Consider the following 21,913-nt stretch of genomic DNA (forward strand, 5'->3'; position numbering starts at 1 on the left):
GAATTTGAGATGTAATATTAGTTATTGAATATAACATTTATTTATAGGTTGCAAGATAAACATACGAGTTTTTTATGGGCAGCGTTAACTTCATAACTCACGCCGATGTTCTGCAACTTATTGCGAAAAGAACGGCTGAAGATTGTATTATTTTTCTTTCTGGTCCTACGTCCAGAAAGACGCCGCTGTCCTTGTTACGAATGAAAGATGTCATTGCAGTCAATGGTTCTGTTCAATATTTGCTAAACAATAACGTCAAGCCATTTTTGTACCTTCTGACGGATGTTCGCTTCCTCCATCGTCGGCGCGAAGATTTTTATAACTTTAGCCGTAACAGTCAGTTTACTATCGTCAATCTTGATGTGTACGAACAGGCTTCAGTGGATGATCAAAAATATATTGAAGAAAACTGTTTAATTATTCGCTCCTTTTATCGCCGAGAAAAAGGGGGCTTTTTAAAGAAAATTAAATTTAATATCCTCAAGCGGGTTCATAAAGCATTACTTATTTCAGTTCCTCTTTCGAAAAGAGGGCGACTGGCTGGATTTTGCAAGGATATCAGCATCGGGTATTGCTCTTGCCATACTATTGCTTATACCGCTATTCAGGTTGCCTATTCCCTCAAGTATGGCCGTATTATATGTTCTGGGCTTGACTTAACAGGAAGTTGCCCACGTTTCTATGACGAATCTACCAGCCCTATGCCATCTGAGCTTAGTAAAGATCTGTTTAAAATACTGCCATTTTTTACTTTTATGAGAAAAAATGTGAGTGATTTAAATATCTTTAATTTATCAGATGATACTGCAATTCATTACGATATTATTCCATATATTACAGCCTCGGAACTTGAGGATGAAATATATTACGATAAAATTGTCTAGACACTAGATAAATCATTATTTTGCGTTGCTTCGGCACGCATTTCTTTTTCTATAATATTTCTTTTTCTATAAAGTTAACTATTCTGGATTATAGCTATTATGATTAAAAAAATCATATTTACTGTTACTCCTATATTTTCAATTCCTCCTCGTGGTGCGGCTGCGGTAGAAACCTGGATTTACCAGGTTGCAAAACGACTATCAATACCGAGTGCTATTGCTTGTATAAAGAATGCTGGCTATCCTGAATATAATAAAATAAACGATAACTGTGATATTCATTACATTGGGTTTAGTAAAGTTTATAAGCGTCTTTTTCAGAAATGGACTCGTCTCGACCCATTACCCTATTCCCAGCGCATCCTTAATATTAGAGATAAAGTGACTACCCAGGAAGATAGCGTCATTGTTATTCATAATAGTATGAAACTGTATCGGCAGATCAGAGAGCGCAATCCGAATGCAAAACTGGTTATGCACATGCATAACGCATTTGAACCAGAACTTCCTGATAACGATGCAAAAATTATCGTGCCCAGTCAGTTTCTTAAAGCGTTTTATGAAGAAAGATTGCCCGCCGCTGCTGTTAGTATTGTGCCTAATGGTTTTTGTGCTGAGACTTATAAAAGAAACCCACAAGATAATCTTCGTCAGCAATTAAATATTGCGGAAGATGCCACCGTTCTCTTATATGCCGGGAGAATTTCGCCTGATAAAGGCATCCTGTTGCTTTTGCAGGCGTTCAAAAAATTACGTACCTTAAGAAGTAATATTAAACTTGTCGTTGTTGGCGATCCTTATGCAAGCCGCAAGGGTGAAAAAGCAGAGTATCAAAAGAAAGTACTGGACGCCGCAAAAGAGATTGGAACTGATTGTATTATGGCTGGGGGGCAATCTCCTGACCAGATGCATAACTTCTATCATATAGCCGATCTGGTTATTGTGCCATCTCAGGTTGAAGAAGCATTTTGCATGGTGGCTGTAGAAGCGATGGCAGCAGGAAAAGCGGTTCTTGCCAGCAAAAAAGGGGGGATTAGCGAATTTGTGTTAGATGGCATAACGGGCTATCACCTCGCAGAACCTATGTCGAGCGACAGTATAATTAATGATATTAACCGTGCGCTTGCTGATAAGGAACGCCACCAGATTGCCGAAAAAGCAAAATCCCTGGTGTTTTCAAAATACAGTTGGGAAAATGTAGCTCAGCGTTTCGAGGAACAAATGAAAAGCTGGTTTGATAAGTGATTGAGTCCGGACGATGGAAAACGCGCTGATACCGTAATAAGTATCAGCGCGTTTTTTTTATCTATTTCTTAGCGCCAACAGAAAACCAGTAATGATACCAATTTGAGCAATATCGACCTGTTCAAAATTGCCACGAACGATATAAAAACCGACGAAAGATAAAAATAGCAAGAGATGAGCATTGTAGGGGCTTATCTCTACTTTCCTGAAGGTAGAGCTGGCTGTTTCCCTGATGATAGCGCCATATAAATAGGCCAGGCTCGCCAGACCCAATATGCCTGCACTAAACCAGATGTACAGAATGGTATTATGCGGACCGATAGATTCTTTAAAGGTCCACGTTGGATAATCGACAACGCGTTTATTATAAACACCATCATACACATCATTACCATAGCCGTAGCCCTTGATCGGGTTTTCCTGAATCAGTATCCACGCGGTGCCCTGGGTTCCGTTAGTATAACGATATGAGCTATCTGTCTGCTGTAATTTATACAGTAAATGTTCTGGGTCTGGTTTGTTATTATGTTGAGTGATAACCAAAGCGCCGATAATGGCTAATAAAATGGCACCAACTCCTATTAACTTCCATTGGCGGTTCAGTATTGCCCACAGAACACCTACTATAAGCACCGCCAACCATGCCCCTCGCGATAGGGTTCCCAGGATAAAGAAAAGATAGATAGCGCTAAGCACCAAAAAAACCAACTTAATTGCATTTTTTCTAAACAGCCAAATATTCAATAATGCTGGAAATAAGAAAACCATGGAATCGGACATATGTCGATGCGCATAGCTTATGAATGGCATAATCCCTTTATTATAGTCCTCGATATACAGAATACTCTCTGCAAGGCAGCGAAGCCCTAAACTTGTTAAAAAGGAGAAAAGTACTATTTTCGCAACCGTTTCTTTTGTTTCATCTTTTAATAGTACGGGAATTAATAAAGTATATAATAAGAAACCCTCCAGTACCGTATTTTCAAATTCCTTGAAACTTCCTTTCATATCTGGCGATATGAGTATGGAATAAACAAGGATTAATGATAATACTGCTACGCTATAAAATACGCTATTTTTGAAAAGAGGGGGGAAACTTTTCGGTGAGCGTGAGACCTGATAAATCGCGGTGATAATCATAAGTATGATTATCAAATGTTTATAACGCGTAATACCATCCAGAAAATACGTAGCAACAAAAAGAAAAACCAGCGCTTTATTCCAGATCGGTTTCCATTTCTCTTTATTTAACGTTAATGATGTGGTTAGCATCTTTTCTCCACAATAGGTTTGGGATGAGACAGAGTCTCTTTAATGAATCTTTCCAAATACGCTTGTGGCATCTAAATTCGCCAGGTTCTGTTCTGGTGAGCAGCATGCCATTTGGTTCTTCCCATAACCTCCAATTAACCCAGGGTCCGTTGGGCCATATAGCGTAATATTCGGTCTGTCGAGCGCGGCGGTGAGATGGCTCAGGCCGGTATCAACCGATACGACAAATTTTGCGCCAGCCAGCACTCTGGCGACCTCCTCCAGGCTCATGCGCGGTAACACATCCACATAGTCAAAGCCTTCGGCCAGTCGTTTAGCCCGGGCCTCCTCATGAGGCGCGCCCCAGGGAAGTTTTATCCGTAATCCGGTGTTGCCCACCATACCGATAAGCTCGCGCCAGTTTGCTTCCGGCCAGTGTTTATCATCGCGGGTCGTGGCATGTAAAAACACCGCATACGGATCGCTAACCGCCTGCTGGCAATGCAGAAAATGTTTTGCGATGGCATAATCGCCCTGCGACTGCGGTTTATCGTATCCCAGGCTTTTGGCGAACAGCTCGCGCGTCCGTTCAACCGCATGTTGTTGCTTTGCGATATGGTGTTTACGGTTATAGAACAGGCTGGCCAGCGGTTCGCGGGCGGTACTCCAGTCCATACCGTGCTTTATCCCATGCGCCAGACGCGTCACCAGCGCCGCGCTTTTCACCAGCCCCTGCGCATCAATCACAGCGTCGTATTGGTATGCGCATACCGCCCGATGAAAGGCTGTGCGTTCCGCTTTAATGGGCGCGGAAAACCAGGCCTTGCGCCAACGGCGAATAGCGACGGGAATCACGCGATCGACAGCACTGTGCCAGGACGGAATTTGTGCAAACCCTTCTTCGACAACCCAATCAAATTGAATCCCCGGAATCGCCTGTTGCGCGTCGGTAAGCGCAGGCAGGGTATGTAATACGTCGCCCATCGATGATGTTTTAACGATCAAAACCCGCATTAAACGCCCTCTTCCGACAACAGCGAATGAAGCTCTTCCAGAACCCGCTGCGGCGTGATATCGATCAGGCTCTGGTGATAGCCTTGCGCCGTATCGCCTTTACGCACTTTGTGGTAACCCGTAATGAGACGAATCACCCGGGCCTTATGAGACAGCGGTGGCGTGAAATCCGGGCTACTTGGGCCATACAACGCGACCAGCGGGCGGTCGAGCGCCGCCGCGACGTGCATCAGTCCGGAATCGTTAGTGACGATGGCTTTACAGGCGGCTATCAGAATGACGGCCTGTTCCAGCTGGGTTTCCCCCGCCAGGTTGCGACACCATGCCTGCTGCTCGCTATTCAGCGCCGCCAGGATCTCATTTCCGGCTTCATGGTCTTTTGCCGAGCCAAACAGTACGACCTGGTACCCTTCGTTAATGAGCTGCTTTGCCAGTTCGGCGTAGTGATAGTGCGGCCAACGTTTTGCCGGGCCAAATTCCGCGCCGGGGCAAAAGCCGATCAGAGGACGTTCAGAAGATAGTGAAAAGTCGCTGCACATCAGCGACTTTTCACCCTCGCTAACCTGGAGCTGCGGCCAGAGCAGCGGCTGCGGCAGATCTTTCGCCGTGCGCATCACGCCCTTGTCATAGGCCAGCGCCACGTAGCGCTCCACCATCAGCGGCCAGGCGTCTTTATCAAGGACGCGCGCATCGTTCAGCAGGCCATAGCGCATTTCGCCGCGCCAGCCGGTACGGTGCGGGATATTGGCAAAGAAAGGAATCAGCGCCGATTTAAACGAATTTGGCAACACCCAGGCGCGATCGTAGCGCTTCTCTCGCAGGCTATGGCCCAATCTGCGGCGCTCGCCGATTTCCAGCGCGCCGTGGCCCAGCGGCATGGGTATCGCCTCGTTAACTTCCGGCATACGCGATAACAACGGACGACACCAGGCTGGCGCCATCACGTCGATTATCGCCTGGGGATAGCGCGCTTTAAGCGTGCGATAGAGACTTTGCGACATCATCATGTCGCCCACCCAGGACGGGCCAATGACCAAAATTTTCATACTTACGCGTCGCGGTTCAGCCAGGCCATATACTCCGTGACGCCTTCGGCGACGGTCTTAAAGGGTTTGTCGTAGCCCGCGTTGCGTAGATTGGTTAAATCCGCCTGCGTAAACGCCTGATAGCGACCTTTCAACTTATCCGGGAACGGAATGTATTCAATGCTGCCTTTTTTATGGTATGCCAGCGTCGCGTCGGCGACGGCCTGGAAAGATTCCGCACGGCCTGTGCCCAGGTTAAAGATGCCGGACTTGCCGCTTTCCAGGAACCACAGGTTAACGGCGGCCACATCGCCCACGTAAACGAAGTCGCGCTTGAAGTTTTCGCTGCCTTCAAACAGTTTCGGGCTTTCGCCGTTGTTTAACTGTGTATTCAGATGAAATGCCACGCTTGCCATGCTGCCTTTATGGCCTTCACGTGGTCCATAGACGTTGAAATAGCGGAAACCGACAATCTGCGAGTTCGCTTCTGGCAGGATCTGGCGCACATATTCATCAAACAGGAATTTAGAATAGCCGTAAACGTTAAGCGGTTTTTCGTATTCGCGCGATTCGATGAAATCAGACGTGCGACCGCCATAGGTGGCGGCAGAAGAGGCATAGAGGAACGGGATTTCGCGCTCAAGACAATAGTGCAGCAGCTCTTTGGAGTATTGATAGTTATTATCCATCATATACTTGCCGTCCCACTCGGTGGTGGAAGAGCAGGCGCCTTCATGGAAAATAGCTTCGATATCGCCGAGCTCTTCTCCGGACATAATCTGGATCAGGAAATCTTCCTTATCCATATAGTCAGCAATGTTCAGATCCACCAGGTTTACAAACTTGGTGCCGTCTTTCAGGTTATCCACCACCAGAATATCGGTGATACCTTTATCATTCAGGGCCTTAACGATATTGCTGCCGATAAAGCCCGCGCCGCCGGTAACGATGATCATAACTGTAACCTTTGAATTATGGTGTCAGAGACTGTCTCAGACATGAATGCTCTTATCATAACACTATTCATCCATTCACTGATAACCCGTGAGGATACGCGTGATTTATGCTGCATTTTAAAGAAGTGATGACGCGTCATCTCGTATCAACGTATCGCTTTGGGTAATATGTGCTGAAATTTGCCCAGTCTGGAGAATCGCAATGCGTGGGGATTTTTACAAACAGTTAACCAACGATCTGGAAACCGCCCGGGCGGAAGGATTGTTTAAAGAAGAGCGCATTATTACGTCTGCGCAGCAGGCGGATATCACCGTGGCGGATGGAAGCCACGTTATTAACTTTTGCGCCAATAACTATCTCGGGCTGGCGAATCACCCTGAGCTGATTAATGCCGCAAAAGCGGGCATGGACAGCCACGGTTTCGGTATGGCGTCCGTGCGTTTTATCTGCGGCACCCAGGACAGCCACAAAGCGCTGGAGCAAAAGCTGGCAAGCTTCCTCGGCATGGAAGATGCGATTCTGTATTCCTCCTGTTTCGATGCTAACGGCGGCTTGTTTGAGACGTTGCTGGGCGCGGAAGACGCCATTATCTCCGACGCGCTGAACCACGCGTCTATCATTGACGGCGTGCGTTTGTGTAAAGCGAAGCGCTATCGCTATGCCAACAACGACATGGCAGAGCTGGAAGCGCGGCTGAAAGAGGCGCGTGAGGCCGGCGCGCGTCATGTCCTGATCGCCACCGACGGCGTGTTCTCAATGGATGGCGTCATCGCCAATCTGAAAGGCGTCTGTGATCTGGCCGATAAATACGATGCGCTGGTGATGGTTGATGATTCTCACGCGGTAGGCTTTGTCGGCGAAAACGGTCGCGGTTCCCATGAATACTGCGACGTAATGGGCCGCGTAGATATTATTACCGGTACGCTGGGCAAAGCGTTAGGCGGCGCATCCGGCGGCTATACCGCGGCGCGCAAAGAGGTCGTTGAGTGGTTGCGTCAGCGTTCCCGCCCATATCTGTTTTCCAACTCCCTGGCGCCGGCGATCGTGGCGGCTTCTATTAAAGTGTTAGAGATGGTGGAGGCGGGCGCAGAACTGCGCGATCGCTTGTGGGCGAACGCCCGGCAGTTCCGTGAGCAGATGTCTGCCGCGGGATTTACGCTGGCAGGCGCGGATCACGCCATCATCCCGGTAATGCTGGGAGATGCGGTTGTCGCGCAGAAATTTGCCCGCGAACTGCAAAAAGAGGGCATTTACGTTACCGGTTTCTTCTATCCGGTCGTACCAAAAGGTCAGGCGCGTATTCGTACCCAGATGTCTGCGGCGCATACGCCTGAGCAAATTACGCGTGCGGTAGACGCGTTCACGCGTATTGGTAAACAACTGGGCGTGATTGCCTGAGGATGTAAGATGAAAGCGTTATCCAAACTGAAAGCGGAAGAGGGCATCTGGATGACCGACGTTCCGGAACCGGAAGTCGGCCATAACGATTTGCTGATTAAAATCCGTAAAACAGCCATCTGCGGTACTGACGTTCACATCTATAACTGGGATGACTGGTCGCAAAAAACCATCCCGGTTCCGATGGTCGTGGGGCATGAATATGTCGGCGAAGTGGTCGGCATCGGTCAGGAAGTGAAAGGCTTTAAAATCGGCGATCGCGTCTCCGGCGAAGGTCATATCACCTGCGGTCATTGCCGCAACTGCCGTGGCGGTCGTACTCACCTGTGTCGCAACACCACCGGCGTGGGTGTCAATCGTCCCGGCTGCTTCGCGGAATACCTGGTCATCCCGGCGTTCAATGCGTTTAAAATCCCGGATAACATTTCTGATGATTTAGCCTCTATTTTCGACCCGTTTGGTAATGCGGTGCATACGGCGCTGTCTTTCGATCTGGTCGGCGAAGATGTACTGGTATCGGGGGCGGGGCCAATCGGTGTAATGGCCGCCGCAGTGGCGAAACATGTCGGCGCGCGTCATGTGGTGATTACTGACGTCAATGAATACCGTCTGGAGCTGGCGCGTAAAATGGGCGTCACCCGCGCGGTCAACGTCGCGAAAGAGAGCCTGAACGACGTCATGGCGGAGCTGGGAATGACCGAAGGGTTCGATGTGGGTCTGGAGATGTCCGGCGCGCCGCCGGCGTTTCGTACCATGCTGGACACCATGAATCACGGCGGTCGTATTGCGATGCTGGGGATTCCGCCATCAGATATGTCTATCGACTGGACAAAAGTTATCTTTAAGGGCTTGTTCATTAAAGGTATTTATGGTCGTGAGATGTTCGAAACGTGGTACAAAATGGCGGCGCTGATCCAGTCCGGTCTGGATCTGTCACCGATTATCACCCATCGTTTCTCTATTGATGATTTCCAGAAAGGTTTTGACGCCATGCGTTCAGGCCAGTCAGGAAAAGTTATTCTGAGCTGGGATTAATATGTATAGAGACCCGATGATATTTATCGGGTCTGATATTCGTTTCATCGTAAAAGGTTGGTGTCATTCGCCAACCTTTTTTGTTAGGGAAAATCTGGAAAGCCGTAAAGAATTGTCATAGACATCAAGCATTCGTAATTGCGCTTTACTCTTATTTTACTCGCTAACGTCACGCTCTACTCTGAGTTTTGTGCTTGCTTTTTACTGTAAAAATTAATTATGGCGGCTTAATAGTTTCTTAATAGAGCCACAGTATAAAGGCAGGGTAAATTAAGGTTTTTCTGGTAATCGTTATGAAAAATAGTAAAACCAAAGTGAGTATCATTGTCCCGTTATATAATGCGGGAGCGGATTTTAATGCTTGCATGGCGTCGTTAATCGCGCAAACGTGGTCGGCGCTGGAAATTATTATTGTGAATGATGGATCGACAGATCATTCCGTTGAGATAGCAAAACATTACGCGGAACATTACCCACATGTTCGACTGCTTCATCAGGCCAATGCTGGCGCATCTGTCGCCCGTAATCTTGGCCTGCAAGCGGCGACCGGCGATTATGTCGCCTTTGTCGATGCGGATGACCAGGTCTACCCGAAGATGTATGAAACGCTGATGACTATGGCGCTTAACGATGATCTGGACGTTGCGCAGTGTAATGCGGACTGGTGCGTCCGAAAAACCGGGCACGCCTGGCAATCTATTCCGACCGATCGTCTGCGTTCCACCGGGGTATTAAGCGGACCGGATTGGTTGCGTATGGCGTTGGCCTCGCGACGCTGGACGCATGTTGTCTGGATGGGCGTTTATCGACGTGCGCTGATTATCGATAACAATATTACTTTCGTTCCCGGACTACATCATCAGGACATATTATGGTCGACGGAAGTTATGTTTAATGCCACGCGCGTACGTTATACCGAACAATCATTATATAAATATTTCCTGCATGATAATTCGGTAAGCCGTTTGCAAAGACAAGGCAATAAAAATCTTAATTATCAGCGGCATTATATTAAAATTACGCGCTTATTAGAAAAGCTCAATCGTGATTATGCCCGTCGTATTCCGATTTACCCTGAATTTCGCCAGCAAATTACCTGGGAAGCGTTACGCGTTTGTCATGCGGTACGTAAAGAGCCTGATATTTTGACCCGCCAGCGTATGATTGCCGAAATTTTTACTTCTGGCATGTATAGACGGATGATGGCTAACGTCTGCAGCGCGAAAGCGGCTTATCAGACGCTGCTCTGGTCCTTCCGGCTGTGGCAATGGCGCGACAAAACTTTGTCGCACCGTCGTATGGCCCGTAAGGCGCTCAATCTGTCTTAGCGCTCATGTTTTTAGGCGCGGCGATTTTCCCCCAGCCTTGCCACTGGTGCTGAAACCAGACAACCACGGAACTTTGCGTAATGCTCTCACCGATGACGCTGAAAAAGCGCGTAGCGTAGACCGGTTGCAGCGGTTTTTTCGGCTTGCACATCTTCACGCCGCGAAAGGGATTGCGCGGCGCGTCAATTTTCTGCGGCGTCACACCCGGTCGGGACGTATCTACCTGCGGTTCGTTGAGCAGGCTGCCTGGACGTACCAGGGTGATATCCGCCGGCAGGCGATAAACCATCTGTTGCAGCACGCGAACCGTTGCGGGATGCGGATGACCAATCGCGATAGCGGAACCGTTGCGACGGGCCAGTTCGATAGCGCGATTAAACTGACGGCGGATATCCGCCTCGTTTTGCGTATCGTCGAGGAACACTTTGCGCTTGATCACTTTCACACCCGTACCGGATGCCGCGCGCATCGCCTGGCTATTGCCAATCGTCATGCTGTCGAGAAAATAGAGATTGTAATGTTCCAGCGCCTGCATAACTTTTTGCATACCGAACAGGCTGGAAGTCATTGCACTGCCCATGTGGTTATTAAGCCCGACGGCATACGGCACGTTGTTTACCGCCTCGCGGATAATGCGCTCGATCTCATCGCTGCTCATATCTGGTCGCAGCGTATCCTTCTCCAGCGGCTGTTTGCTTAGCGGCGCCATCGGCAGATGGATTAACACCTCATGCCCGCTATTGTGGGCTTTAGTTGCCATTTCGCGCGCGTGCGGCGCGTTGGGCAGTACGGCGACGGAAATGTTTGGCGGCAGCGCCAGAACCTGGTTTTCCGTATGCGGGCGATAGCCAAAATCATCAATCACGATGGCGAGCTTGCCAGCGAAAACGGGATGTGCAAACGCCAGCAAAGTGGCCAGCGTGAGAATGGAGCGACGAAACTGAGGCAAAACTTATCTTCCCAACCACGGCTGTGGATTGACGGCCTGACCCTGGCGACGAATTTCGAAATAAAGCGAAGGTCTGCCCTGACCGCCGCTACTGCCCACAAGGGCGATAGGTTGTCCGGCGCGCACCTGCGCGCCTACGCTGACCAGAGCGCTCTGGTTATAGCCGTAAAGGCTCATATCGCCTTTACCATGCTCCACGACCACCACCAGGCCATAGCCTTGCAGCCAGTCCGCCAGAATCACCCTGCCGTCGGCGATGGCTTTGACCTCGGTGCCTTCCGACGCGCCGATCACCATCCCCTTCCAACGTAGCTCACCCTGCAGCCGTTCGCCATAGCGATGTAATATCGGGCCGCGTACCGGCCAGTATGCCTGACCGCGTGGCGCGCCCAGACCGCCGGTGCGGGACATTAGCGAACGCTCGCTTTCCGTCGGCTTATAGGTGCTGCCTTTACGCGAGGCTTCCTGCTGCTTATCGCGTACCGCCTGCGCTTCGCGGGCTTCACGCTCCGCTCGCGCTTTGGCCGCCGCTTCCGCCCGCGCGATACTGTTGCGTAGGCGTGATTCGTTGGCGCGTAGTTCGCTTAACTGTTGCTGGCCTTGCTGAATAGACGACTCCAGTCCGGCAAGCGTTTTCTTACGTTCATTACGCGCCTGTTCCAGCTTCGCCTGCTGAGCGCGCTGTTCATACAGCAACGTTTGTTGTTGGCTTTGCTTCTCTTCCAGCTCGGCTTTTTGCGTGGCGACCTGTTCGCGAGTCTGTTTCAGTTCGGCGATAGTCTCCTGGCGCGCCTGGTTCAGATAGCCGAAGTAGGCCTGCAGGCGTTGCCCACGCTGGCTTTCTTCTCCGCTAAGAATAAGCTGAATGCCGGTGTGTTCGCCCTGGCGGAAAGCGGCGTCCAACTGTGCGGCGAGATTACGCTCCTGGCTGGCTTTTTGCTGCTCCAGTTTGGCAATTGAGGCGTTCATCTCATCAATTTGCGCGTTTAACTGATCCAGGGTGCTTTGCGTTTCGCGCAGCTTACGTGCTGCGGCCGAGATGGCCTCTTCCTGGGCTTTAAGTTGTGCCAGGAGGCTGGCGCGTTGTTGCTGCTGCTGGCGTACGTCGCGTTCTTTCGCGGCGATATCGGCCTGAATAGATTTGAGTTGATCGCGGTCATCCGCGTGGGCGAAAAAGGCGCACAACAATACGCCAGCGCTAAGTACGCTGGCGTAGAACAAAGGCCTGACTGAAAACGTTCTTGGTTTCACGGCCTGTTGAATGGTGTTAATCGCCTTTCCCCTCATGGGGAGGGATTATTCCACGATGAACAGCGGCTTACCAGTCATCTCTTGCGGGATTTCCATCCCCATCAGCGACAGCATGGTAGGCGCAATGTCTGAAAGTTTGCCGCCTTCGACCGCCTTCACGTTTTTCTCGCCGACATAAATCAGCGGCACCGGCAGGTTGGTGTGGGCGGTATGCGCCTGACCGGTCGCCGGATCGCGCATCTGCTCCGCGTTGCCGTGGTCCGCGGTAATCAACAGTTGTCCACCAACGGACTCAACCGCTTTTGTTACCTGTTCAATGCAGTTATCCAACGCTTCCACCGCTTTGATGGCGGCTTCCATCACGCCGGTATGACCGACCATATCGCCGTTTGGATAGTTACAAATGATGGTGTCGTACTTACCGCTTTCGATCGCCGCGACCAATTTTTCAGTCAATTCTGCAGAGCTCATTTCCGGTTGCAGGTCATAAGTGGCCACTTTCGGGGAGTTGATCAGAATGCGCTCTTCACCAGCAAACGGTTCTTCTACGCCGCCGTTAAAGAAAAAGGTTACGTGCGCATATTTTTCCGTTTCGGAAATACGCAGCTGAGTTTTGTCGTTTTTCGCCATCCATTCGCCAAAGGTATTCGCCAGCGACGCTGGTGGGTAGGCAACGGCAGTTTTGATATCGGCGGCGTATTCGGTCAGCATCACGAAGTTCAGATTAACCACTTTCTTACGCGCAAAGCCGTCGAAATCAGCGTTAACGAAAGCGCGGGTAATTTCGCGCGCGCGGTCAGCGCGGAAGTTCATGAAAATCAGCGTGTCGCCGTCTTCCATCGCCGCATCAGCCTGGCCCTCGGCGCGGATAACGGTCGCTTTGACAAACTCATCGTTTTCATCACGAGCGTAAGCGGCCTGCAGGCCAGCCACAGCGGTATCCGCCTGGAATTCGCCCTGGGCCAGGGTCATCAGATCATACGCTTTTTCCACGCGATCCCAACGGTTGTCGCGGTCCATAGCGTAGTAACGACCGACGATAGACGCCACGCGGCCTTTGCCCAGCGCGGCGAATTTGTCTTCGAATTTTTTCAGCGAGGCTTCAGCGCTGCGCGGCGGCGTGTCGCGACCGTCGAGGAAGGCGTGCAGATAGATTTTTTCTGCGCCGCGCTCTGCGGCCAGTTCCACCATCGCCATAATGTGATCTTCGTGGCTGTGGACGCCGCCCGCGGACAGCAGACCCATAATATGAACCGCTTTACCGGCGTTTTTCGCCTGGTCTACCGCATTGGTCAGGACTGAGTTAGCAAAGAAAGTACGTTCTTTAATTTCAACGTCCAGACGCGTCAGGTCCTGATAAACGATGCGACCTGCGCCCAGGTTAACGTGGCCCACTTCGGAGTTGCCCATCTGGCGGTCAGGCAGACCCACTTCCAGACCGGATGCGTCGATCAGGGTATGCGGACGTTTTGCCCACAGAGCATCCATCACCGGGGTTTTGGCGTTTAAGATAGCGTTATCCTGCTGTTCTTCACGGTAGCCGTAGCCATCCAGAATCACCAGTACCATAGGTTTTTTAGAAACCGACATTGCGACAACCTCATACTCAATAGACAAAATAATTGCGTAATTTTACTACAGCTGAATCGATAAAATAGCCTCAGAAGATCAAAGAAAGGGATCGCGCTGGCGTGAGAAGGCAAGTAATAGCGTGATTTTTTTTCGTAGCGCCCCGCAAAAATGCATTCCAGTGCACGCTCTGGCTGTATTTGCGCCACTGCACAGGTATACTCCTTTCCTGGTTTTTTAATCACTACGTCGGGAGTTGTTACCCCCCATGCAAGAAATTATGCAATTTGTTGGCCGTCATCCCATACTGAGTATCGCCTGGATTGCGTTACTGGTGGCGGTTTTATTTACCACGTTCAAAGGTCTGACTTCAAAAGTTAAGGTGATTACACGCGGCGAAGCCACGCGCCTTATCAACAAAGAGGACGCCGTTGTTGTGGATTTACGTCAACGTGACGATTTCCGTAAAGGCCATATCGCTGGCGCGACCAATTTGCTGCCGAGCGAAATCAAAGCCAACAATGTTGGCGAACTGGAAAAGCACAAAGACAAGCCGATTATCGTGGTCGACGGTTCTGGTATGCAGTGCCAGGAATCCGCTAACGCGCTGACAAAAGCCGGCTTTGAAAAGGTCTTTGTGTTGAAAGAAGGCGTAGCAGGCTGGAGCGGCGAGAATCTGCCTCTGGTGCGCGGTAAGTGATTACCCGTCGTTTTCATGGCGCAAGGGGAATGACTTGCCTTTGCGTCGACATGAAATCCATCGGGTAAAAAACAGGAGCGAAGTCATGGCCAATATTGAAATCTACACCAAAGCAACCTGCCCGTTTTGCCATCGTGCAAAGGCGCTGTTAAACAGCAAGGGCGTGAGTTTCCAGGAAATTGCGATTGACGGCGACGCCGTGAAGCGTGAAGAGATGATCAAACGTAGTGGCCGAACGACGGTTCCGCAAATTTTTATTGATGCACAGCACATTGGCGGTTGTGACGACTTGTATGCGCTGGATGCGCGTGGTGGACTGGATCCGCTGTTGCGTTAAGGCGTACTCAAGTATTTAAGGACAACACTAAAGGGTTTTACACATGTCAGAACAAAATAACACTGAAATGGCTTTCCAGATCCAACGTATCTATACCAAGGATGTTTCTTTCGAAGCGCCAAACGCACCGCATGTTTTCCAGAAAGATTGGCAGCCAGAGGTTAAACTGGATCTTGATACGGCATCTTCCCAACTGGCGGATGACGTTTATGAAGTTGTGCTGCGTGTTACCGTAACGGCTTCCCTGGGGGAAGAAACCGCGTTCCTGTGCGAAGTTCAGCAGGCCGGTATTTTCTCCATCAGCGGTATTGAAGGTACTCAGATGGCGCATTGCCTGGGTGCATACTGCCCGAACATTCTGTTCCCGTATGCTCGCGAGTGCATCACCAGCCTGGTTTCACGCGGTACGTTCCCGCAACTGAACCTTGCGCCGGTCAACTTTGATGCGCTGTTCATGAACTATTTGCAGCAGCAGGCTGGCGAAGGTACTGAAGAACATCAGGATGCCTGATGAACCAAAGTAATGCGTCAATGACAGTCATCGGTGCCGGCTCGTACGGCACCGCTCTTGCCATCACTCTGGCGAGAAACGGCCACCAGGTTGTCCTGTGGGGCCACGATCCAAAACATATCGCGACCCTGGAGCACGATCGCTGCAACGTCGCGTTCCTTCCCGATGTGCCTTTTCCCGATACGTTACACCTGGAAAGCGACTTAGCAACCGCGCTGGCGGCCAGTCGTAACATTCTGGTGGTGGTGCCAAGCCATGTTTTCAGCGACGTGCTGCGGCAGATTAAACCGCTGATGCGTCCGGATGCGCGTCTGGTATGGGCGACCAAAGGCCTGGAAGCGGAAACGGGGCGCCTGTTGCAGGATGTCGCTCGCGAGGCGTTAGGCGATCAAATCCCGCTGGCGGTGATTTCCGGTCCGACGTTCGCTAAAGAGCTGGCGGCGGGTTTGCCGACGGCAATCTCGCTGGCCTCAACCGATGAGACCTTTGCCGACGATCTCCAGCAACTGTTGCACTGCGGAAAAAGTTTTCGCGTCTATATCAATGCGGATTTTATCGGCGTGCAGCTTGGCGGCGCGGTGAAAAACGTGATTGCGATTGGCGCGGGGATGTCTGACGGCATCGGCTTCGGCGCGAACGCCCGCACGGCGCTAATCACGCGTGGGCTGACCGAAATGTCGCGGCTTGGCGCAGCGCTTGGCGCCGATCCCGCCACCTTTATGGGGATGGCGGGTTTAGGCGATCTGGTGCTGACCTGTACCGACAACCAGTCGCGCAACCGTCGTTTTGGCATGATGCTTGGCCAGGGCATGGACGTTAAAGGCGCGCAGGATAAGATTGGCCAGGTGGTCGAAGGCTATCGCAATACGAAAGAAGTTCGTGAATTGGCGCACCGTTTTGGTGTTGAAATGCCAATAACCGAGGAAATTTATCAAGTATTGTATTGCGGAAAAAACGCGCGCGAGGCAGCATTAACGTTATTAGGTCGCGCCCGCAAGGAAGAGCTGAGTCGCCACTAGCCGTAAGGAACTGTTTGCATAAACGACCCAACCCGCACAGAACGGGTTGGTCGTTTTCTGCCCGTCTGGAGTAAGCCATGCCGTGTGAAGAACTGGAAATCGTCTGGAAGAATATTAAAGCTGAAGCCCGCGCTTTAGCTGACTGTGAGCCTATGTTGGCCAGTTTTTATCACGCCACGCTACTCAAGCATGAAAATCTGGGCAGCGCGCTGAGCTATATGCTGGCAAATAAACTGGCGTCGCCCATCATGCCCGCTATCGCTATCCGTGAAGTAGTTGAAGAAGCCTATGCCGCCGACCCGGAAATGATCGCGTCGGCAGCCTGCGATATTCAGGCCGTGCGCACTCGTGATCCGGCGGTGGATAAATACTCCACGCCGCTGTTATATCTGAAAGGCTTTCATGCGCTACAGGCCTACCGCATTGGTCACTGGTTGTGGAATAAAGGTCGCCGCGCGCTGGCTATCTTCCTGCAAAATCAGGTTTCGGTCTCGTTTCAGGTAGATATTCACCCGGCAGCGAAAATTGGCCGCGGGATTATGCTCGACCATGCCACCGGTATTGTGGTGGGGGAGACGGCGGTTATTGAGGATGATGTGTCGATCCTGCAATCCGTCACCCTGGGCGGTACCGGGAAAACGAGCGGCGATCGTCATCCTAAAATCCGCGAAGGCGTGATGATTGGCGCGGGCGCGAAAATTCTCGGCAATATCGAGGTGGGGCGCGGCGCGAAAATTGGCGCAGGTTCCGTCGTTTTACAGCCTGTCCCGCCGCACACTACCGCCGCAGGCGTTCCGGCGCGTATTGTCGGCAAGCCGGGCAGCGATAAGCCGTCGATGGATATGGACCAGCATTTCAACGGGCTACACCATACGTTTGAGTATGGCGACGGCATCTGAATTGCGCGGTACAACTAAAAAACGCTGTTCCGATGGAGTGCAATCCCGGAACAGCGGAGCGAAGAATTCGCAATGTGGACAATCAGGCTGCGGATGATGTCAGCGTGATGCGATCCAGCGGGCCGACGATAAACAGATATGAAATGAGACCAATAAGTCCCATCGAGCCAACGTATAAAATGGCAAAGTCGAACGACTGAGTATTGGCAAGAATCACGCCGATGACCAGTGGCGTAACGATGCTTGCCATATTGCCGCACATGTTAAATACGCCGCCGGCAATACCCAGAACTTCCTTCGGCGAGGTATCGCTGAGTACGCACCAGCCCAGGTTACCAAACCCTTTGGCAAAAAAGGCCAGACTCATCGCCGCAATGACCACAAATTCTGAAGAGGTGTAGTTGGCGATCACTATTACGCAAGAGAGCAACATACCGCAGATAACAGGCAGCTTCCGCGCGACGGTAAGGCTATAGCCGCGTTTGAGCAGCCAGTCGGAGAACACGCCGCCGAGCAGGCCGCCAATAAAACCGGCAATGGCTGGAATACTGGCCACAAAACCGACTTTCAGAATCGACATGCCTTTCGCCTGGTACAGGTAGGTCGGGAACCAGGTCAGGAAGAACCAGGTGATAGAGGTGACGCAGAATTGCCCGATGTAAACACCGATCATCATCCGGTTAACACAGACGGTTTTAATCTGCGCGAACGTTATTTTCTGCGGCTCCTTTTTACAGCCCAGAGAGGGCTCGCCACCACCGCTACGAATATAGTCAATTTCCGCTTGATTAACTTTTGGATGGTGCATCGGATCTTTGACTTTCATTAACCAGAATATACCGAGCATCACGCCAATAGCGCCAATATAATAGAAGACAAAATGCCAGCTTAAATTATGCAGAATGATCGTCATTAGCGGGGTGATAATGCCCAGCGAGATATATTGCGCAGCCTGATAAACTGAAGTAACGAAACCTCGTTCATTATTGGGAAACCATTGTACGCTTAAACGACTGTTCGCCGGAAAGGCAGGCGCTTCAATCGCGCCCATCAGCAGACGTAGAATAACCAGTACAATTAATGGGCTGCCATACAGATAGATCGTTCCCTGAAACATGGTTACTAACGACCAGCCAATCAATGCGCAACCGTAAACCAGTCGTGAACCGTAGCGGTCTAATAGCCAACCACCGGGTAGTTGCATAATGACATAGGCGATACCAAATGAGGAGAAGGCCAGGCCCATCGCTTCCGGATCAAAACCTAATTCTTTACTCATTATTGGGGCAACTACGGATAGAGTTGCGCGATCCGCATAATTAAATACGGTAGCAAGAAATAAAAATATAAGAATGGTATGACGCACTTTTGTGCGCTTTATTATTGTGTTCATTATCTACTCCTCAGATAAGGGCAGAATGCATCCTGTAAGGTAAGAGAGGCGGGACGGATTCCCGCCAGTCGGGTTAAGGGCGTTTGCCAAATTCACATGTTAATTGTGTCCAGCGGCGCGCTTGTTCACTGAGCGTGAAACCCAGACCATGACGATCGGAAATCCACATGCGGCCATCGCGCAGCTCAAGTTGCTCGTTGAATAATGGGTTCAGCCACTCGAAATGTTCCAGCCACGGCTCCAGGGGATACGCTGCGGAAAGGTGCAGGTGTACTTCCATCGCAAAGTGCGGCGCCAGCTTACGCCCGTGTTTCGCCGCCAGATCCATAATCTTCAGGAACGGAGAGATACCGCCGACACGCGGCGCATCTGGCTGAACGAAATCGCTGGCATTGCCCAGAATCAACTGCTCGTGTTCCCGGAAACTGGTCAGCATTTCCCCGGTGGCGATAGGCGTATCCAGCGCGGTAGCAAGCTGGGCGTGGCCTTCGATGTCGTAAGCATCTAATGGTTCTTCAATCCAGATAAGATTGAACTGTTCCATTTTACGCCCCATGCGGATAGCCGTTTCGCGATCCCACTGCTGGTTAGCGTCAACCATTAACGGGAACTCATCCCCAAGCGCTTCACGTACTGCGGTTAAGCGGCGAATATCCTCAGCGCAGTTGGGTTGTCCGACTTTCAACTTAATACCGCCAATGCCATTTTCGCGGGAAATCACCACATTTTTCAGCACTTGATCGAGCGGTGTATGCAAGAACCCCCCTGAGGTGTTGTAACACTGAACGGAGTCGCGGTGCGCGCCCAACAGTTTTGCCAGTGGCAGACCGGCACGTTTAGCCTTCATATCCCATAAGGCGATATCGATAGGGGAGATAGCCTGTACCGCCATCCCGCTACGCCCCACCGAGGCTCCGGCCCACAGCAGCTTGGTGTATATTTTGTCGATATCATTGGGATCTTCGCCCAGTAGATTATCGGCTATCTCTTTGGCGTGAGCATAAATACCCTGGCCGCCAGCACGTTTGGAGTAGCTAAAACCAACGCCCTCAAAGCCGTCGCGACTGCGGATTTCGGCAATGATGATTGCCACTTCGGTCAAAGGTTTCTGGCGCCCGGTCAGTACCTTCGCGTCACTCACTGGCGTCGCCAGCGGTAGAAAAGCCAGTGATAGCTTCACCCATTCGATACGATCGCCGGTTTCTGCCGCGGTTCTGGTATTCGCCGCTTTTGCATACGTTACGGCGTCGGAATTCGCGCTTAAAGCCATTTTTTTTCTCCTGATAATCACAAAATGATTGCGCTAACATTTTTATTATTAAGCGAACGCAGGATCCAGAAAGTTGATGTTGATTTGAACATTTGATCACATATGTCGTATAAAAAGCAGGATTTATTGCAAAATGGATCACGATCCAAAAATATCTGGGGAAATGCATAATACAAAATGATGGCGCTATCATTTTGTAATGACTGAGCTTGATAAGCTACTGTATTTACGGCCTTTCCTGATGCGAAGCTGGCAATAGCCGCAGGCATGATGAATAATGCGCGGATAAATCAGCCAATCTTTGCAGGGGCATCAGACGTGAAGAGAACCAAATCACCTCGTGCGCCGACGCTGGAAGATGTAGCACGTAGCGCCGGGCTGTCTCCGATGACAGTCAGCCGGGCATTGAATTCGCCACAACTGGTTCGCCCCAAAACGGTTGAGAAAGTCATGCAGGCGGTTCGCGTCACAGGCTACATACCCAACGCGTTAGCCGGTGGTCTGGCGTCGCGACGGAGTAAATTAATCGCTGTCGTCGTGCCGCAAATTAACAACAACATGTTTGTCGATACCATCCAGTCGCTGAGCGATGAACTGGCCCGACGCGGATATCACATATTGCTGTGCGTGGCGGGATATACCGAACAAACGGAAGCGGAGTTGGTGGCGACACTGCTTTCCCGCCGCCCCGATGGCGTGGTGCTTACCGGGATCCATCACACGATAGAACTGAAAAAGGTCATCCTGAACGCGGCTATTCCGGTGGTGGAAATTTGGGACTTAACGCCCACGCCGCTTGATATGCTGGTCGGTTTTTCCCATGAAAAAGTCGGGCAGGCGACGGGGGAGTATCTTCTGAGTAAGGGCTATCGTCGTCCCGGCTTGTTGTGGACCGCCGATCGCCGAGCCGCGCAACGCAAGCAGGGGTTATGTAGTGTTCTTCAACGCCACGCTATTCATGCCGTACCGCAGGTAGATGTCCCCCTTCCGGCATCGCTTTCGCTGGGGCGCAGAGGTTTAAGCCAGCTTTTTGACGAAGGGACGTTTGATGTCATTGTTTGCAGTTCTGATACCCTGGCACAGGGGGCGATGATGGAGGCGGAAAGCCGTGGTTTGCGCATCCCGCATGATTTAGCGGTTATTGGTTTTGGCGATCTTGATTTTGCCGCCAGCAATCGACCGTCAATTACTACCGTAAGCGTTGACAGACGCGCCATTGGCCAGCGCGCCGCTACGCTGTTGGCCGATCGTATTGAACAGAAACCGTGCGCAGAAGCTATTGTGGATATTGGCTTTCATTTGATTGAGCGAGAGTCCGCATAAACGGGAACATGCCATCGGGATCGGCCAGGCCGGATCAGGCGTCAGCTGCCATCCGGCATTGAATATATTACGACCGTAATACCGCGCCGGAGTATCCTAACTGGCGCCACGCTTCATACACCACCACCGACACCGCATTCGACAGGTTCATGCTACGGCTATCCGGCATCATCGGAATGCGAATCTTCTGCTCTTTAGGCAACGCATCGAGAATGCTGGCGGGCAGGCCGCGCGTTTCCGGGCCAAACATCAAATAATCGCCATCCTGATAGCTTACGGCGCTATGGGCGGGCGTGCCCTTTGTCGTCAACGCAAACAGGCGCTGTGGATTTTCGGCGGCGACAAAGGCGGCATAATCGTGATGGCGCTGAACCGCGGCGAATTCGTGATAGTCCAGCCCTGCGCGGCGTAAGCGCTTATCATCCCAGGTAAACCCCATCGGTTCGATGATGTGCAGACGAAAGCCGGTATTGGCGCAAAGACGAATGATGTTGCCGGTATTCGGCGGGATTTCTGGTTCGAAGAGTACGATGTTAAGCATGATGCCCCCTTAAA

General features: G+C 51.1%; 21 protein-coding genes. 11 read left to right on the forward strand and 10 right to left on the reverse strand.

Annotation, left to right across the window (positions count from 1 at the left end; genetic code table 11):
* The first annotated feature begins 74 nt into the window (after window positions 1-74).
* Window positions 75-884, forward strand: a complete 810-nt coding sequence (waaZ, locus tag ABVN44_RS19625; RefSeq protein ID WP_000536017.1) for a 3-deoxy-D-manno-oct-2-ulosonate III transferase WaaZ — start codon at window positions 75-77, stop codon at window positions 882-884.
* 99 nt (window positions 885-983) lie between these two features.
* Window positions 984-2,129, forward strand: coding sequence for a lipopolysaccharide N-acetylglucosaminyltransferase (locus ABVN44_RS19630; protein ID WP_023231689.1), 1,146 nt, complete (start codon window positions 984-986; stop codon window positions 2,127-2,129).
* Between the two features lie 57 nt (window positions 2,130-2,186).
* Here the strand turns inward: ABVN44_RS19630 and rfaL are convergent, their stop codons facing one another.
* Genes rfaL through rfaD form a run of 4 tightly spaced genes read right to left on the reverse strand, consistent with a single transcriptional unit; the run spans window position 2,187 to window position 6,375 of the window.
* Window positions 2,187-3,401 (reverse strand): O-antigen ligase RfaL, encoded by a 1,215-nt coding sequence (gene rfaL, locus ABVN44_RS19635; protein WP_001728215.1) that lies wholly within the window; start codon window positions 3,399-3,401, stop codon window positions 2,187-2,189.
* Between the two features lie 39 nt (window positions 3,402-3,440).
* Window positions 3,441-4,394 (reverse strand): lipopolysaccharide heptosyltransferase RfaC, encoded by a 954-nt coding sequence (gene rfaC / locus ABVN44_RS19640; RefSeq protein WP_001264617.1) that lies wholly within the window; start codon window positions 4,392-4,394, stop codon window positions 3,441-3,443.
* Window positions 4,394-5,440: an ADP-heptose--LPS heptosyltransferase RfaF gene (gene rfaF / locus ABVN44_RS19645; protein ID WP_000699196.1), complete on the reverse strand. Its 1,047-nt coding sequence runs from the start codon at window positions 5,438-5,440 to the stop codon at window positions 4,394-4,396. The genes rfaC and rfaF overlap by 1 nt, the downstream gene beginning before the upstream one ends.
* A gap of 2 nt (window positions 5,441-5,442) precedes the next feature.
* Window positions 5,443-6,375, reverse strand: a complete 933-nt coding sequence (gene rfaD, locus ABVN44_RS19650) for an ADP-glyceromanno-heptose 6-epimerase (RefSeq protein WP_000587771.1) — start codon at window positions 6,373-6,375, stop codon at window positions 5,443-5,445.
* 202 nt (window positions 6,376-6,577) lie between these two features.
* Here rfaD and kbl point away from each other — a divergent pair, with 202 nt between their 5' ends.
* The 3 genes from kbl (at window position 6,578) to ABVN44_RS19665 (ending at window position 10,137) form a co-directional block, all read left to right on the forward strand.
* Window positions 6,578-7,774: a glycine C-acetyltransferase gene (gene kbl / locus ABVN44_RS19655; protein WP_001213790.1), complete on the forward strand. Its 1,197-nt coding sequence runs from the start codon at window positions 6,578-6,580 to the stop codon at window positions 7,772-7,774.
* A gap of 9 nt (window positions 7,775-7,783) precedes the next feature.
* Window positions 7,784-8,809 (forward strand): L-threonine 3-dehydrogenase, encoded by a 1,026-nt coding sequence (gene tdh, locus ABVN44_RS19660; RefSeq protein WP_000645990.1) that lies wholly within the window; start codon window positions 7,784-7,786, stop codon window positions 8,807-8,809.
* 293 nt (window positions 8,810-9,102) lie between these two features.
* Complete coding sequence (locus ABVN44_RS19665) at window positions 9,103-10,137, forward strand: glycosyltransferase (protein ID WP_023231690.1); 1,035 nt, start codon at window positions 9,103-9,105, stop codon at window positions 10,135-10,137.
* On the opposite strand, the gene ABVN44_RS19670 is transcribed toward ABVN44_RS19665, so the two are convergent.
* The 3 genes from ABVN44_RS19670 to gpmM are packed head-to-tail and all read right to left on the reverse strand — an operon-like array spanning window position 10,124 to window position 13,927.
* A complete protein-coding gene (locus ABVN44_RS19670) occupies window positions 10,124-11,086 on the reverse strand; it encodes a divergent polysaccharide deacetylase family protein (RefSeq protein ID WP_023231691.1) in 963 nt (320 codons plus the stop codon). The two genes, ABVN44_RS19665 and ABVN44_RS19670, sit on opposite strands and share 14 nt — an antisense overlap.
* A gap of 3 nt (window positions 11,087-11,089) precedes the next feature.
* On the reverse strand, window positions 11,090-12,349 hold the full coding sequence (gene envC / locus ABVN44_RS19675) for a murein hydrolase activator EnvC (protein WP_231528403.1): 1,260 nt from the start codon (window positions 12,347-12,349) through the stop codon (window positions 11,090-11,092).
* Between the two features lie 33 nt (window positions 12,350-12,382).
* A complete protein-coding gene (gpmM, locus tag ABVN44_RS19680) occupies window positions 12,383-13,927 on the reverse strand; it encodes a 2,3-bisphosphoglycerate-independent phosphoglycerate mutase (protein WP_000116589.1) in 1,545 nt (514 codons plus the stop codon).
* A 247-nt stretch (window positions 13,928-14,174) separates the two neighbouring features.
* On the opposite strand from gpmM, the gene ABVN44_RS19685 reads away from it, so the two are divergent.
* The 5 genes from ABVN44_RS19685 to cysE all read left to right on the forward strand — a co-directional run bounded on the left by ABVN44_RS19685 (window position 14,175) and on the right by cysE (window position 17,372).
* Window positions 14,175-14,606 carry a rhodanese-like domain-containing protein gene (locus ABVN44_RS19685; protein WP_001156179.1) on the forward strand — a complete coding sequence of 144 codons (432 nt, stop codon included), beginning with the start codon at window positions 14,175-14,177 and terminating at the stop codon, window positions 14,604-14,606.
* Between the two features lie 85 nt (window positions 14,607-14,691).
* Window positions 14,692-14,943 carry a glutaredoxin 3 gene (gene grxC / locus ABVN44_RS19690; RefSeq protein ID WP_001273795.1) on the forward strand — a complete coding sequence of 84 codons (252 nt, stop codon included), beginning with the start codon at window positions 14,692-14,694 and terminating at the stop codon, window positions 14,941-14,943.
* Window positions 14,944-14,986: 43 nt separating this feature from the next.
* Window positions 14,987-15,454, forward strand: coding sequence for a protein-export chaperone SecB (secB, locus tag ABVN44_RS19695; protein ID WP_000003370.1), 468 nt, complete (start codon window positions 14,987-14,989; stop codon window positions 15,452-15,454).
* Entirely contained in the window at window positions 15,454-16,473 is a 1,020-nt protein-coding gene (gpsA, locus tag ABVN44_RS19700) for an NAD(P)H-dependent glycerol-3-phosphate dehydrogenase (protein WP_001076596.1), read from the forward strand. Before secB ends, gpsA begins: the two co-directional genes overlap by 1 nt.
* A gap of 77 nt (window positions 16,474-16,550) precedes the next feature.
* Window positions 16,551-17,372, forward strand: coding sequence for a serine O-acetyltransferase (cysE, locus tag ABVN44_RS19705; RefSeq protein WP_001112114.1), 822 nt, complete (start codon window positions 16,551-16,553; stop codon window positions 17,370-17,372).
* Window positions 17,373-17,454: 82 nt separating this feature from the next.
* Here the strand turns inward: cysE and ABVN44_RS19710 are convergent, their stop codons facing one another.
* Window positions 17,455-18,765, reverse strand: a complete 1,311-nt coding sequence (locus tag ABVN44_RS19710; protein WP_001092104.1) for an MFS transporter — start codon at window positions 18,763-18,765, stop codon at window positions 17,455-17,457.
* A 73-nt stretch (window positions 18,766-18,838) separates the two neighbouring features.
* Window positions 18,839-20,035: an L-talarate/galactarate dehydratase gene (locus tag ABVN44_RS19715; RefSeq protein ID WP_023231693.1), complete on the reverse strand. Its 1,197-nt coding sequence runs from the start codon at window positions 20,033-20,035 to the stop codon at window positions 18,839-18,841.
* 318 nt (window positions 20,036-20,353) lie between these two features.
* On the opposite strand from ABVN44_RS19715, the gene ABVN44_RS19720 reads away from it, so the two are divergent.
* Window positions 20,354-21,358 carry a LacI family DNA-binding transcriptional regulator gene (locus ABVN44_RS19720; RefSeq protein ID WP_031619425.1) on the forward strand — a complete coding sequence of 335 codons (1,005 nt, stop codon included), beginning with the start codon at window positions 20,354-20,356 and terminating at the stop codon, window positions 21,356-21,358.
* A 67-nt stretch (window positions 21,359-21,425) separates the two neighbouring features.
* On the opposite strand, the gene trmL is transcribed toward ABVN44_RS19720, so the two are convergent.
* Window positions 21,426-21,899, reverse strand: a complete 474-nt coding sequence (trmL, locus tag ABVN44_RS19725) for a tRNA (uridine(34)/cytosine(34)/5-carboxymethylaminomethyluridine(34)-2'-O)-methyltransferase TrmL (RefSeq protein ID WP_000932336.1) — start codon at window positions 21,897-21,899, stop codon at window positions 21,426-21,428.
* Between the last annotated feature and the right edge of the window lie 14 nt (window positions 21,900-21,913).

Source organism: Salmonella sp. SJTUF15570, from assembly GCF_043357055.1.
Lineage (GTDB): Bacteria > Pseudomonadota > Gammaproteobacteria > Enterobacterales > Enterobacteriaceae > Salmonella > Salmonella enterica.